The organism is Bacillus sp. KICET-3, assembly GCF_033261025.1.
Classification (GTDB): Bacteria; Bacillota; Bacilli; order Bacillales; family Bacillaceae; genus Bacillus; species Bacillus sonorensis.
Genome location: NZ_CP137345.1, coordinates 571778 through 586180, shown reverse-complemented (window position 1 = coordinate 586180; position 14403 = coordinate 571778). Strand labels below are relative to the sequence as shown.

Annotated in this window: 15 protein-coding genes; all 15 read right to left on the bottom strand. The window is 47.9% G+C overall.

Annotation, left to right across the window (positions count from 1 at the left end; all coding sequences use genetic code 11):
• Positions 1 to 9: 9 nt before the first annotated feature.
• Positions 10 to 957 carry an LCP family protein gene (locus R5H20_RS02890; protein WP_006638737.1) on the bottom strand — a complete coding sequence of 316 codons (948 nt, stop codon included), beginning with the start codon at positions 955 to 957 and terminating at the stop codon, positions 10 to 12.
• Positions 958 to 1120: 163 nt separating this feature from the next.
• Positions 1121 to 1924, bottom strand: coding sequence for a lipid II flippase Amj (locus R5H20_RS02885; RefSeq protein WP_006638736.1), 804 nt, complete (start codon positions 1922 to 1924; stop codon positions 1121 to 1123).
• 100 nt (positions 1925 to 2024) lie between these two features.
• Complete coding sequence (locus tag R5H20_RS02880; protein WP_006638735.1) at positions 2025 to 2300, bottom strand: hypothetical protein; 276 nt, start codon at positions 2298 to 2300, stop codon at positions 2025 to 2027.
• A gap of 75 nt (positions 2301 to 2375) precedes the next feature.
• Positions 2376 to 2798, bottom strand: a complete 423-nt coding sequence (locus R5H20_RS02875) for a pyridoxamine 5'-phosphate oxidase family protein (protein ID WP_006638734.1) — start codon at positions 2796 to 2798, stop codon at positions 2376 to 2378.
• 312 nt (positions 2799 to 3110) lie between these two features.
• On the bottom strand, positions 3111 to 3614 hold the full coding sequence (locus R5H20_RS02870) for a D-lyxose/D-mannose family sugar isomerase (protein ID WP_006638733.1): 504 nt from the start codon (positions 3612 to 3614) through the stop codon (positions 3111 to 3113).
• 15 nt (positions 3615 to 3629) lie between these two features.
• Entirely contained in the window at positions 3630 to 4499 is an 870-nt protein-coding gene (locus R5H20_RS02865) for an SDR family oxidoreductase (protein WP_034326168.1), read from the bottom strand.
• Positions 4500 to 4613: 114 nt separating this feature from the next.
• A complete protein-coding gene (locus R5H20_RS02860; RefSeq protein WP_006638731.1) occupies positions 4614 to 6692 on the bottom strand; it encodes a BglG family transcription antiterminator in 2079 nt (692 codons plus the stop codon).
• 268 nt (positions 6693 to 6960) lie between these two features.
• Positions 6961 to 8112, bottom strand: coding sequence for a mannitol-1-phosphate 5-dehydrogenase (locus tag R5H20_RS02855; RefSeq protein WP_006638730.1), 1152 nt, complete (start codon positions 8110 to 8112; stop codon positions 6961 to 6963).
• Positions 8109 to 8549 (bottom strand): PTS mannitol transporter subunit IIA, encoded by a 441-nt coding sequence (locus tag R5H20_RS02850; protein ID WP_006638729.1) that lies wholly within the window; start codon positions 8547 to 8549, stop codon positions 8109 to 8111. Before R5H20_RS02850 ends, R5H20_RS02855 begins: the two co-directional genes overlap by 4 nt.
• A 73-nt stretch (positions 8550 to 8622) precedes the next feature.
• Positions 8623 to 10056, bottom strand: coding sequence for a PTS mannitol transporter subunit IIBC (locus R5H20_RS02845; protein ID WP_006638728.1), 1434 nt, complete (start codon positions 10054 to 10056; stop codon positions 8623 to 8625).
• Positions 10057 to 10308: 252 nt separating this feature from the next.
• Positions 10309 to 10947, bottom strand: coding sequence for a GDSL-type esterase/lipase family protein (locus R5H20_RS02840; protein WP_224254456.1), 639 nt, complete (start codon positions 10945 to 10947; stop codon positions 10309 to 10311).
• A gap of 86 nt (positions 10948 to 11033) precedes the next feature.
• Entirely contained in the window at positions 11034 to 11783 is a 750-nt protein-coding gene (locus R5H20_RS02835) for an IclR family transcriptional regulator (protein ID WP_006638726.1), read from the bottom strand.
• Between the two features lie 22 nt (positions 11784 to 11805).
• Positions 11806 to 12819 (bottom strand): 5-oxoprolinase subunit C family protein, encoded by a 1014-nt coding sequence (locus R5H20_RS02830; RefSeq protein ID WP_006638725.1) that lies wholly within the window; start codon positions 12817 to 12819, stop codon positions 11806 to 11808.
• Positions 12816 to 13547: a 5-oxoprolinase subunit PxpB gene (gene pxpB / locus R5H20_RS02825; RefSeq protein ID WP_006638724.1), complete on the bottom strand. Its 732-nt coding sequence runs from the start codon at positions 13545 to 13547 to the stop codon at positions 12816 to 12818. The genes R5H20_RS02830 and pxpB overlap by 4 nt, the downstream gene beginning before the upstream one ends.
• A gap of 79 nt (positions 13548 to 13626) precedes the next feature.
• Complete coding sequence (locus tag R5H20_RS02820) at positions 13627 to 14400, bottom strand: putative hydro-lyase (RefSeq protein WP_236836295.1); 774 nt, start codon at positions 14398 to 14400, stop codon at positions 13627 to 13629.
• Positions 14401 to 14403 lie beyond the last annotated feature (3 nt).

Genomic DNA, 14403 nt, shown 5'->3' with positions numbered 1-14403 from the left:
CTTTTCCATTTAAGACTCATCAAGAAATTGGTGCAAGGCTTCTTTATTTTGTTCTAGGTCTAAATCCAATACCGCTCCATATGTAGGATCGGTCTTATTTGTAAAGGAGCCGTCAACGGGGAGCCTGAAGCTTTTGGTTTCTTTCACGCTTCCTAAAATGTAGTCTTTTCCGGCGGAAAATAAAAACCCGTTCGGAATGTTTGTTTCAACATAAGGGTCGATGATTCCCAGGAGCTTCGGCAGCTTGGCGATATTCCCCATGCTCATTGCTTCTTTTTCCAGCTTTGAGAAGATTTCCTGCTGTCGTCTGACCCGTCCGAAATCACTTTCTCTATCATGTCTGAAGCGGACATATCCCAGCAGTTTATCGCCGTGGAGAATCTGTTTGCCCGGCTCTATCGTCGTGCCGATGCCGTAGGACATTTTTTTAGGAACGTCGACTTCGATTCCATCAGGTGCAATAGCGTCGACGATTTTGGCGAACCCTTTAAAGTCGACGACAGCGTAGTAATTGATGTCCAGGCCAAAGTTTTCCTTCAGCGTTTTGCGCACCAGCTCTGGGCCGCCGAATGCGTATGCCGCATTGATTTTTTGCTTGTCATGGCCCGGTATATCGACATAGCTGTCCCTCATGATCGAAATCAGTTTCGGCTGTTTTTGTTTTTGATTGTAATGGACAACCATCATTGAATCAGATCTTGAATGCTCCTCTCCCCTTGAATCAATTCCAAGCACAAGAATGTTCACTTCATCTAGGTCAGAGCCTTCTCCGTGGAATTCAAACTGACCGTCTTTTGTAAAGCTTCCGTCAGATTCGGATAGGCCTTTATTGTATTCATAGATACTGTATCCGGCTGCAGCTATGATGAGCAGCAGGAGAATGGTGAACAGCCGTTTTATGATTTTCCGCCGTTTTTTCTTTACTTTTTTGACTCTTACTCTTTTCACCCTATCCACTTTTATCACCGCCACAAATAGACTATCACAGGATAATACATCCGGCAATTAATAAAAGAAAGTTTGAAAGGGTTCCCAGATCCCGAAAAAAGTCGTTTTCTCTTCTTTTGCTTACACATTGTAATAAAAATGATCAATATTAAACCATTCCGTCAGCAAAACACTACATCCATTTGGTCATCCATGCGATATAGTAAGAGGCGGGTATAAATAAAAGTTGTGCGAGAACCGTTCCTGTTACCCTCGATACTGCCATTGTGACCGAAGCCCACTTCAAATAGACATAGCTCCGCTTCCCTTTGGCTACATCATCGGCCAAAACCGACACCTTCGGATCAACAAACAGCGACAGAAGCATTGTCGCCACTCCGTTGACAAGCCCTGATGCCATGACAGCTGTAGTGCTCCTTTCAGGAACAAGCACGCCCGCATAAAGAGCGGCGAGCACCCCGATCGTATAAATTGCCGTAATGACCATATTTAACACAAACAGCCGTTTTGGAATAAAGCGGAATTGAAAATCTTTCACATAATGAAGGGTTGGTTTTTTCATATACCATCTGATGTTTTTCAGGTTTGATAGGCCCTTCCGAAACATTTGCAAAACCGATCCGTCTTGACCTGCCAGATGAATAATCGCCCTTGAAAAAACAGCCACAAACGTCGGCAAAAGGAGCATGCCGCAGATGGTGCCGACCGTCGAGCCGAAGATTAAAAACCGGAACTGCTGTCCGACGAGCGATAGCGCATCAGTCCCCGCGACATCGACAAGCTTTCCTGTGACAGGCTGCTGGATCATATTGGACATTCTTGACACGATCACCATAACGTTAAACAGCGACAGAGCCGATGCGATAAATCCGACTCTTGCGCCGGACAGCCTGGCTGCATAGGCCAGTGTTTCAATCGAATGAATCAGCAGCAAAAAAAAGAAAATTAAAAGCACCTTAGATGTTAAAAATTCCATTTTCGAATCCTCCAGTCTAATGTAAGACTATTTTAGAACAGAAAATGTTTCGCCATTTAAAAAACCGCTTCAGCAAAAGCCAAAGCGGTTTCCATTCATCTTATTCTTTTATATGAGCAAATAAATATTGTATATCATCTCCGCCAAGGCTGCGGATCATCAAGTTAGCATCTATTGTTCCGAGTGAAAGTAAACACCATGGAATTTCTGAAAACAAGACAACGAAAGCCCTACCTCTCAATCGTCCTTGCGGCTCCGAAGCCGCGCCAGTGTGAATTGTGAAACAAAAAGTCTTTTTTCCCTCTATCCTGTTAGGGGCGGTCAGAGGAAGAGAATAAGCATCTTCTAAGAAAGAAAAAAGAAGTTTACTTTCCATTTATTTGCTCTTTACGTGTTCCTAACTTGTATTATACTACAGTTCTTTACAAATGACAAACTGTTCAATACAGTGTTATAGATCAAGGATAACCGGCGTGCTTTTTCCTTCGTTCATCAGTCTGATTTCCGAAGGCTGGATTTCAAGCACGGACAAGTTCGGATCGTCTTTTCCGGCAAACCAGCGGCTGAGCTGCTCATTCCAGATCTGATCTTTCAGTTCTTTTGAGCCATTGATCTTTGCCTTTCCTTCGATTTCAAGATATGCATCGCCGAAGCCTTCGCCATCATAGCCGAGCAGCACGTGGACATTGGGATTGTTGTCGATTTCCTCCGCTTTGTGCGTTTCGACGCTTGTCGGGGTATAAAGGGTCAGTCCGTCGTGAAAAAAAGTCATGTAGCGGGAATGAGGCTTACCTCCTTTAACCGTTGCCAGCGAGCCGATTTTATGATGATCGAGAATATCGAGCACCTTTTGTTTGATTTGCTCCTGTTCCATTTTAAGGTCCCTCCTTATCATCGTATCCACTGTTACTTTTCCACATTGACCTGCAGATTAAACAATCAGGTTGATTCCATATGATCCCGAAAAACGAAGGATATCGTGACGGCGCATCCAGACGATAATCAGCGGATGATTAAGAAGCGGCTCCGGAAAGCGCGTCTATCGATTCTAAGCAAACCATACAAGTGCGAAAAAACGATGGTCGCATTCGATTCTATTTTGCTGATCCCGGACGCCTGAACTTCTTCGGTTTTTGATAGCGCTGATTTGCGAGAAAAAAGCGAACGAGAGCTTCCTCCCATTCGCCTATATTCTCGGATCTGTAAAAATATCATGGCTGTCTGTGCTCGGTGAAGAAAATTCCGTAATCACCGCGCCTTCGTTTCCGGCCTTGAACCAGTGCTTTGTATTCGGCGGGATGGTGTACTGTTCACCCGGCGACAGCTGGATTTCGTGCCAGACGGTGAAATGCTCGATGTCTTCGCGTGGCGGAAGAACGGCTGGATCGGTGTTTTTTTCTCCTTCAACATATAAATAGACGTTTCCATAGCGGCATCTGAACGTTTCCTCTTTCCCTTTTTCTCCATTGACAGGCGGATGGCGGTGTTCCGGGCATGTTTGCTCAGGGAACAACACAAGCTCCTTGGCGCAGTAGCGGTCTGTATTGACATAGACGAACAGCTGGAGCCCGAGCTGTTCCGGCTTGTTCAAGCCGTAGTCCATGAGCTGGATGCGCTCCTTTTCCTCTTCTGTAAGGACGATTCCCGCTTTTTGATAATATTGATTGACTTCTTCTTTCGTCACCTTCACTGCTCTTTCTCCTCCTTATGTCGTAATGAAGTCGCCGCCGTTCACATGAAGGGTCTGACCCGTCATATAAGAAGAATCGTCTGATGCCAGCAGCACATAACAGCCGACATGATCTGCAGGCTGGCCCGGCCGTCCCATCGGTGTGTCCGTGCCAAATGCGGCCACTTCCTCTGCTGAGAAAGTCGACGGAATCAGCGGTGTCCAAATCGGCCCCGGTGCAACAGCATTGACGCGGATGCCGTCTTTCACCAGCGCCTGTGACATTGACCGCGTAAAGGCGTTGATCGCGCCTTTTGTTGCCGTATAGTCAATCAACTGCGGATTTCCGCGGTACGGGTTGATCGATGTGGTATTGATAATCGCGCTTCCAGGCTCCAAGTAATCAATTGCTTTTTTTGTGAAGTGGAAATACGAATAAAAATTGGTTCTAAACGTTCGTTCCAGCTGCTCGCCGGATATCTCTTTAATGCTGTCTTTTGGATGCTGTTCTGCCGCATTGTTGACAAGGATGTCGAGCCTCCCCAATTCCTTGACCGTCCGTTCAACCGCATCATTGCAGAAGGCTTCATCACCGACATCGCCAGGCAGCATCAGGCACTTGACTCCTTCTTGTTCAATCCGCGCTTTCGTCTCCTGTGCATCTTCATGTTCATTCAAGTAGACGATCGAAATATCCGCGCCTTCTTTGGCGTAAGCAACAGCCACCGCTCTGCCGATTCCGCTGTCGCCTCCCGTAATGAGCGCGACTTTCCCTTTCAGTTTATCCGTTCCTTTGTGGTTATCATGTTCATAAACTGGACGGGGTTTCATCACGCTTTCGATCCCGGGCTGGCGGTCCTGCGTTTGCGCCGGTTGTCCATCTGTTTGCCGATTGCGCAAATCCATCATTGATTCCTCCTTTTTACGACATGATACTTCACCTTTAACCGTGCGGCATCTTGAATAAACATGCGTGTATGCAGGAAACAGAAAAAGCCCCGGATCATCGTCCGAAGCCTTTCACCATTTTTTGTCTCGTATGAATGTGTGAAACAACATGTTCAGCCTTCTGTAGAGAAGCTCGGCATCTCCCGTTCCATATGCGGCCAGGCTGTCGTCGCTTTCAATGATCGATGAGCTGATGCAGCTCAACAGTTCAGATCCTTCAGGTGGAATATCGTCGGGCGCCAGCATGATCAGCATCCGTTTCATTTTGATAGAGCTTCCGTCCATCGCTTTAATGTCATACGGCTTTGTCAGATCAACGGCTTTAAATAATGGAATGTTTGCTGCTTCGTTTTTTAAATGAAACAGTGCGAACGATGTGCCCGGTATGCCGAGGCCCCCTTGCGCTTCTCGACTGAGCAGCCCCTCTGCCATTTGTCCGGCGTCTCTGATCAGACCTTGCTCTTCAAGCAGCAGGCAAACGCGTTCAACCGTCTGTACATGGCTCTCTGCCGTCTTCACTACTTCAACCGTAAAATGGCTGACAATATGCCGTATCGCGTTTGCGTAATGGCTGATTTTTTCCGCTACGGCGAGCATATCCGGAAATGGCGCGGTTTTTTTTTGTTCGGCCCGCCTTTTCTGAAGGATCAGCGGAATTTTCCGTGTAAGCTGATGCTTGACTTGTTTTACGTCTTCTTCATCAAGGAGCGGGCTGACGATGACGTAGTCGATTCCTTCGTACGGAATCTGAACGGTGGACACGATGATGTCATATGCAGCCGTATCCTTCGTTTTCAGCTCCATCAATGAAGAAATGTCAAAGGACGCGATTTCCGGAAGCTCTTTTTTCAGCCTGGAAGCGAGCATTTTGGATGACCCGATTCCGCTCGAACAAATGACAAGGGCATTGATGTTGATTTCCCCCTTGTTCATTTCAAGCACAGATCCGAAGTGGAGAACGATGAACGCAATCTCTTCATCCGGAAAATACGTATCCGGGAAAAACCGTTCGACCCCTTCCTCAATCGCCATATATAAAAGGAAGTAATCCTTTTTGATCTGCTCTTTTAAAGGGTTGTGAATCAACATTTTTTCTTTGATGCGGATGATGGCCGGTTCAAGGTGGGCGATCAACCCTTCGTAGAGTGACTGATTGTCATTGAGATTAACGCCCATTTTTTGCGAAATGAAATCAATCAGTCTTTTCGTGCGCAAAGCGGTGTCAAGCTCGATGTCTTCCGCTCTGTAGTCCGTTTTATAGCTTCGATTGGCACTTCTGAGGTGCATCGTGATATAGCCGGCCTCGGCATCGGGGATCTTCACGTGAAACACTTCTTCAAGCGATTTGGCAATTGTGAGGGCGAGCTCAAATTCTTTCGTGTGCTTCAGCTCAGCCAATTCTTCTTCGTTCATATTGATCACTTCGCCGAGCTGAATCCGTTCCACCGCAAATGTCAAATGGACGACAAGGGCGATATACGCGCTGTCGGAAAGCGAAAGTCCGTGCTGTTCTTTGGCCTGTGACAGCACTTTTTCCGCCTTGAGCAGCTTCCCCCTGCTGACAACTCCGAATATTTTTTCCGATGTCTGGTTTCTTCCTTTAATGTTCATTTCAATGGTTTCCAAAAATTGCTGCACATCAAGCTTGTCTGCCATTAAATTCCCGACGATTTTTCGCTTTGCATCTTCAGGGCCCCTCAATTCGATCCCATAGCCTCTTTTTCTGATCAAAGAAAGGCCGAACGGAGCGATCCAGTTCTCCAGTTCATCGAGGTCATGGCTGATCGTTGCGGCGGTCACCTGCAAATCGTTTGCGATCGTATAAAGCTTGATCGGTTCTCCGGATTCAAGCATGGCACATAAAATCAAGAGCTTCCGTTCATCTGAGGTGTATTCGACATGGCTGTCATTTGAAAGATCGTGTAATAGCCGCTGCTTATCACGGGAAGGCCCGACGAGCTTTAAACCTTTGCCAGGCTGTTTATCGAGCTGAAGGCCGTACGCCTCAAGGACGGATTTAACCGCTTTCAGCTCACGGTGAACGGTTCTCGTACTGACCTCAATATAATCCGCGATTTCGCCGACTTTTACATAACGGTTTTGATGTAAAAGATATTTAATGAGTTTTTGTTCCCTTGCTGTCATGTACATAAAGCGCCCTCCGGTGATTGTTGATTTTCGCGGTAAGCCTCATGGGGATGCTGCTGGGGAGAGAGTGGTAATCCTATCATAAAACGCTTACAGAAAATCTTCAATTCAAGCTAATAAAATTTTCGATAAATTTCTCTGTAATATTATGAAAAAATTGGATCATCGATAAATGGAAGCACCAGCCGGCTGCCGATGCTTCCAGGTTATTTTGTCTATTTTCCCGCTCCTTGATCCAGGTTCCGGGTTTGTTATTGTCTATTCTTGACATCTAGCATTTTTCATGTTGATCCACATGTTTTAAAACCAGCGGCACTAAAGGGTTGTCATTCTGCAGGCCGCATACTTCGCGAAGAACTTCTTGATAGCCTTTTTCCCTGATCATGATTTGCAGCTGAACAGCTTCCGGATCATCCGCGAAATCGAATTGAAGCGCCCGGGCAATTCCTTCGGCTAAATGAACGGGCTTATATCCGATTCCGTTCAGCTTTTGGGCGGGCCGGATCAGGCGGTCATGTTCGCCAAGCTTGCGGAGCGGCGATCTTGCCACACGGGTGATGTCATCTGAGATAAATTCATTTTCAAACCGGCCGATGATTTTCTGTATATAGCGCTGATGTTCTTCTTGTGTAAAGCCGTATGTCTGGATCAGATAGTGCCCTGTTTCTTCAAGTGCGCAGGTTACCATTTGTCTGACTTCCGGATGGCGGACGGCATCTTTAATCGTTTTGAGGCCTTTTTGATAGCCGGCATAGGCCGCAATCGCATGTCCGGTATTGACGGTGAACAGTTTTCTTTCAATATAAGGTGCAAGGTCTGATACATACATCACCCCTTGAATATCAGGCGCTCCCCCGACAAATGCGGTTTTGTCGACCGCCCATTCGAAAAAGGGTTCGACAGACACTTTCAGCGGATCATCATGCTGCTGAATCGGCACGATCCGGTCTACCGCGGAATTTGGAAAACCTACCCTCTTTTGAAGCGCTTCCTGCTCTTCTCCGCTTAAATAAGTGAAAATCTCTTCTTTTAAATGGCTGCTTCCGCCGATCATATTTTCACAGGCTATGATATTTAAAGAGCTTTGATTGGTGTTGAGGCGCTTCTTCAGCCCTTCTGCCAAAGGCTTTGCGATCAATTTCAAAACCGATGGCCCCACGGCTGTCGTTACAAGGTCGGCCTTTGCGATCAGTTCATATAATTCGTCAAGCTCCTTGCCGCTGTTGATCGCTCTGACGGGGCCGATGATGTCCGTTTGCCGCGATTCATCGGCGAGCTCGACCGTATATTTGCGTTTCTCATTCAATTCATTGATGACCGCCTCATTCACATCTGCAAACACGACTTCATACCCTGATCTCGTGAGCAGGGCTCCGATAAAGCCCCGGCCGATATTGCCAGCACCGAAATGTAAGGCGATCATAGCTGGCCACCTTCTTCAAATACCGCCATCAATTCGTCTTTATCCTTCGCATTGATTAAGCGTTCGACATTGTCCTCTTCAGAGCAGACGATCGCAATCTTTGAAAGAATATCCAAATGTTCATCATTTTTTCCGGCAATGCCGAAGACCACTTTCGCTATGTTTCCATCTCCGTATTCAACGCCATCAGGAATTTGAATGACCGAAATTCCGGAATGGAGCACTTCCTGCTTTGCGTCCTCTGTGCCGTGCGGAATGGCGATCGCGTTTCCCATGTAAGTGGAAGATACGTTTTCTCTAGCAAACATCTTTTCTATATAATCAGCCGTCACATAGCCGGTTTCCACAAGGGCCTCTCCGGCAAGACGGATCGCATCTTTTTGCGAGGCGGCAGATTGGTTTAAGTAAATGTTTTCTTTTGCGAGTACTGGTTTCATTGGGACATCACTCTCTTTCAAACAATGTTTTTCGTGGGCCTGGTGGAACAGGCCCGCAGCTTGGTCAAATCGGTTATTGATTGAGCTGATCGATCAACTCGTCATACCTTGGACTATTGAGGAAATTTTCCACCGAGATGTGCCTTGCGTTTGGAAGCTTCGCCTTTGCACGATCGGTCAAGTCTTTATGTGTGATAACGATATCTGCATCATCCGGCAGATTGTTAATCGAAGTATTAGAAACCTCAATATCAAGTCCGGCTTTTTTCACCTTATTTCTCAAAATGGAAGCGCCCATTGCACTTGAGCCCATGCCGGCATCACAAGCAAAAATGATTTTGCTGACATCTTCCGCTTTGATTTGCGCTTCTTCCGCTTGTTCTTGTTCAGCCGACGTCAGAGCGGAAACGGCTTGGCTTTTCTTCCCTTTCATTTGCTGCATTTTTTCAGCAGCCGCTGTTAAATCATCTTCTTCGGCAGCTTTTGACGTCCTGAGAATGAGGGCCGCCACAATGAATGAAACAGCTGCTGCAACAAGAACGCCCAAGATAATGCCGATGTGGTCTCCTTTCGGCGTCATTGCCAGAATCGCAATGATGCTTCCTGGTGAAGGAACAGCGGCGAGTCCTGCGTTAAAAATGGAGAACGTCAGCACACCGCTTGCCCCCCCGGCAATCGCCGCTAAGATTAAAAGCGGCTTCATCAAAATGTAAGGGAAATAGATTTCGTGAATTCCACCGAGAAAATGAATAATTGCAGCCCCTGGGGCGGTTTGCTTCGATGTACCTCTGCCGAAGATCATGTAGGCCAAGAGAATGCCCAGTCCAGGTCCCGGATTCGCTTCAAGCAGGAATAAAATCGACTTTCCCGTTTGTGCGGCCTGTTCAATTCCAATCGGGCTTAAAATTCCGTGGTTGATCGCATTATTCAGAAACAGAACTTTTGCCGGTTCGACAAAGATGCTCGCCAGCGGAAGCAAATTGGCATTTACGATCACTTCAACCCCGGCTGCCAGTGTTTTATTCAAGCCGAGTACAACCGGACCGATCGCGAAAAACGCGAGGACGGTCAGAATAAATCCGAGGATTCCGGCCGTAAAGTTGTTAATGAGCATTTCAAAGCCTGAGCGAACCTTATCCTTAAAGAGCTTGTCTACCTGTTTGATCAAATAGCCGCCAAACGGTCCCATGATCATGGCGCCCAGAAACATCGGGATGTCTGCTCCGACAATGACCCCGATTGCCGCCGTTGCCCCGACGACGCCGCCGCGGTGATCGTACACCATCTTACCGCCGGTATAGGCGATCAAAAGCGGAAGCAAATACTTGATCATCGGGTCCACCAATGTAGCCAGCGCCTCGTTTGGCATCCAGCCTGACGGGATAAATAACGCGGTAATGATTCCCCAGGCGATAAATGCGCCGATATTCGGCATGATCATGCCGCTTAAATGGCTCCCGAACCGCTGAATTTTCACCTTTACATCTGATTGTTGTTTGTCTTGCATTGCATAACCCTCCTTTATTGTCCTTTCGATTGCATATAAAAAATAATGTCGAATAATGTCGGCCTTACCTTTATGTTAAAACGCTTACACCCCTTGTCTCAATTGAAAGAAAGCGCTGTTTTGTCATAGGCGGTGTGACAAAATTTAAGAGACTGATTTTCCAGTATGTCAGCAGATGCCGCTCTTCATTCCCCGAAGCCGCTTATGAAGGCATAAAAAAAAGACCTTCATAATCAGAAGGTCTTTCTTTCATCAGCTTTTTACCGATTCATAGCCGGAAGCTCTCAGTTTTTCCGCTATGGCTTCATATCCCCTGCAGTTCGGATGAACGTTGTCAAAGGATAAATATTCTTCCTCATGTCCTTTAAACACCGAATACGTGTCAACCACCTTGATGTGCGGAGCTGACTCCAACTGCCTTAAATGACTGTTAAAGCTCAAGATCCATTTTTCCGCCAATTCGATTTCAGGAAAAGGATTATATAAATTGAGCAGCCGGACAAAATAGCGTGGATTCTCTTCTCCTTTGATGTCTTTAATCTTTTTCAGCATGGCTGAATAGTTTTCCTGACAGTGTGAGGAAGCTTCCAAAAATACATGTTCATCCTTTTCCTGTTCATAATCATCAAGAGATTGAAGCAGATCGTTCCCGCAGCCCGTTATCGTGATGGCCTCCGCCTTTTCGAGTTGGTCTCTGATGAAAGGCTGGTCAAGCATACTGAGGATTTCGGCCGTTTTAAGACCCGATTTAGCGAACACCGCCAATGAAACATGCTGTTTGATGTCTGCTTCCATCTTCCTTTTATAGCGCAGAACAAATCCCGGTTCAAAAAGACCGGCGCCGACCCCGACGGTTAAGGAGTCGCCGAGAGCCGTATAATGAAGTGCCATATCCTCTCCCCCTCTGAAATTGCCGTTTCACTCGCGCATACGATATATGTACTCGCCAGAGGGGGAAAAGGATACTGCTTTTTCTTTTAAAAACCTAATTTCCGGGAAATGTCAAGCGCTGCCTGTTTTACTCTCTCTGTCAAATAGGGGAGCCGGTCTTTCTGAAAGCGGGCTTCAAATCCGGCGATGCTGATGCCGGCTGCGACTTGGCGCTTATGGTTGAATATCGGCGCGGCGACGGCGGACGTATAGTCTTCAAGCTCCGAATGGCTGACAGTGACGCCGTTTTGATATGATTCATCCAGCACACGGGCAAGCTCGTTCTTATCGCGGATCGTTCCCGAGGCGATCGGCACCAGTTCTGTTTTTCCGATATACTCCTCCCGCTCCTCCCGCGGGAGAAATGTCAAAATGCTTCTCGCACAGGCACCGGCGTATAATGGGGACCGCCTGCCAATCGCGGTGTAAAGGCGGACCGTTTGCGTGCCTTCGATTTTTTCTATATACATGGCCTCATTTCCGTCTTTGACGATTAAATGGACGGCTTCATCCACGTCATCGCGCAGCTGTTCCATAATGGGCAAGGCGATCTTCCGGATATCAAGCCTGTCAGAGACCAGCTGGCCGTACTGTAAAAACAGGAGCCCCAAAGCATACATCCCGTTTTCATCCCGATCCAGAAATCCCATGTCTTCAAGAGAGCACACCATCCGATAAACAGACGTTTTCGGCATGCCTGTAAGCTCAATCATGTCATTGAGCGACAGCTTGTCTCTCGTCAAAAACAGATTGAGCAGGGTCATTGCTTTGACAACCGTTTTATTCTTGCTTTCCAATCCCTTCCCCTCCTGATACACATCATACCATGGATTCAAGCTTAATTCTGGCTGCAAGTTCAACGATTTTTGTCTCTCTTTCAATGAATAGCCGTTCCGCTTCATATACAGAAACAGGCTGAAATTGCACCTGCTCTCCCGGCATCATCTGGGTGACGGCAGATCGATCGGCAGAGATGATATGAGCGATGCGCGGATAGCCGCCGGCCGTCTGCCTGTCTGCGAGAAGAATAATCGGATTGCCGTCGGGAGGCACTTGGACAGTCCCGAAAGTTACGGCTTCAGAAATCATTTCTAGCGGGCTCTTTAGTTCAAGCGGTTCCCCTTGCAGACGGTACCCCATCCGATCGGATTTTGCCGTCACACGGAATGCATCGGCAAAAAGCCGTTCCTGTGAAGCCTCTGTAAAATGATGGTACTGGTCGCCTTTGATGACGCGAATTACCGGATTTTTCTTCAGCGGAAGGAAATAATGGCGATTGACAGCCCAGTTCGGCGCCGCAAAACCGCAGGCTGTCATTTTTGTTTTCAGCCTGTCTTTCATATTTTCCGATAAAGGCGTGCTCTCTCCGAAGGTTAAACGGTCTCCCTTTTCCAGGGGCCTTCCCTGGTGGCCGCCGATTCCCGCTCTTACATACGTACTTTTGCTGTTCATGACAGACGGAACGTCAATTCCACCGGCGATTGCCATATAAGCGCGGCTGCCCCGCTTGCACATTCCGAAATTCAAAACGCTTCCTTCTTTGATCAAGATCGGCCGCCACAGCGGCACTTCCTCATCATCAATCATCAGTGAAAAATCCGCTCCCGTAACCGCTATCAGCGCTGTTTCGGCAAAACGGAGAGACGGGCCGGGGCCCATCAGCGTCACTTCAAGAGCCGCTTCATCCCCGCTGTTTCCGACAAGGAGATTGGCAAGGCGCAATGAATCCGTATCCATTGCGCCGCCTACGATGACGCCGTATTTTTGAAATCCGGTTCGCCCGAGATCCTGGACGGTCGTCAGAAGCCCCGGCTTCAACACTTCTATGCTCACGATTCTCCCTCCTTTAATCTGTCATACTCTTCTTCTGTCACGCGGACAAACGTTACGATATCCCCCGCCTTAAGCAGGCTCGGTGGCTGTTGGTAAGGCCGGAATAAATCAAGGGGCGTGTTGCCGATCAGCTGCCAGCCGCCAGGTGTTGATAACGGATAGACGCCTGTCTGCTTGCCTGCGATGCCGACAGAACCGGCCGGAATAGACGTTCGCGGCGAAGACCGGCGCGGAGCCGCTATTTTTTCAGACATTCCGCCTAAGTAAGGAAATCCCGGCGCAAAGCCGATCATATATACAAGGTATTCCCCCGATGTATGAATCTCAATGACCTCTTCAGGCGTCAGGCCATTGATTCGGGCAACTTCCTCCAGATCGGGGCCGAAGCTGCCTCCGTAGCACACGGGAATTTCTACTGTTCGTTTCGCGGTTTCTTCTTCAGCAGTCATCTCTTTGAGGCTTTTCTTCATGAAGGCTTTTACCTTTTCATAAGGAGAGTTACATGCGGAGCCTTTCATTTGTTCATGAACTTTTAATGGGTGGTAAAAAACTGTCAAGCTCGTGAAGGCCGGCACACATTCGATAAAACCGGGAAACGGATGGTTTTCAATATGCTTGGTCAGCGCACCGATCAGGCGGTGCGTCCGCTCATTGATTTCCGTTCCAAGCTGAATGAGGACCGCCGAATCTCCAAGCGGTGTTATCTTTGCATCAAATAGATTGTTCAATTCTACATCACCTTGCCTTTCATCCCCCAAAAATCAAAAATCAATACAGAAGCACTGCCCCGTATTGATTTGAAATCGATTATAAAACGCCAAACTGTTCATCACGCACGTCCGTGATCAGCATATGCCCCGGCGCATGCGTAATGACCAGCTCCGGCTTGACATGCATCGCGACAGCCTGAGGCGTGACACCGCATGCCCAAAATACCGGAACCTCCCCTTTATGAATCGTAACCGCATCGCCGAAGTCGGGTTTTGCAATGTCTTGAATACCGATGGCTTCGGGATGTCCGATATGAACCGGCCCGCCGTGGACGGCCGGAAACCTTGATGTGACCTGGACGGCGCGCACCGTCTGCTCTTCCGGAACCGGTCTCATGCTGACGACCATCGGACCTTGAAAACGGCCGGCCTTTACACAAGGAATATTGGTTTGATACATCGGGACATTCCGGTTCTCTTCAATGTGTCTGACAGGAATTCCGTTGTTTAATAACGCTTGCTCAAATGTAAAGCTGCAGCCGATCAAAAACCCGACCATATCATCCTCCCATAAAGAGGTGATATCGGTCACTTCATCGGCCAGCTCCCCCCTGCGATACACGCGGTATTTTGGGAAGTCAGTCCGAATATCAGCGCCAGGCGCTACAATCGATGGAACGGGAGATCCCGGTTCCGTTACGTCAAGTATCGGACACGGCTTTTGATTTCGCTGGCAAAACAGAAGAAATTCAAAAGCCAGCTCCTTTTTTAAAATAACCAAATTTGCCTGGGTGTAGCCTCCGGCCATGCCGGCAGTCGGCCCTGAAAGCTCGCCGCTCCGAATCAAGCTGCGGACTTCTTCAGGCCGCATCGC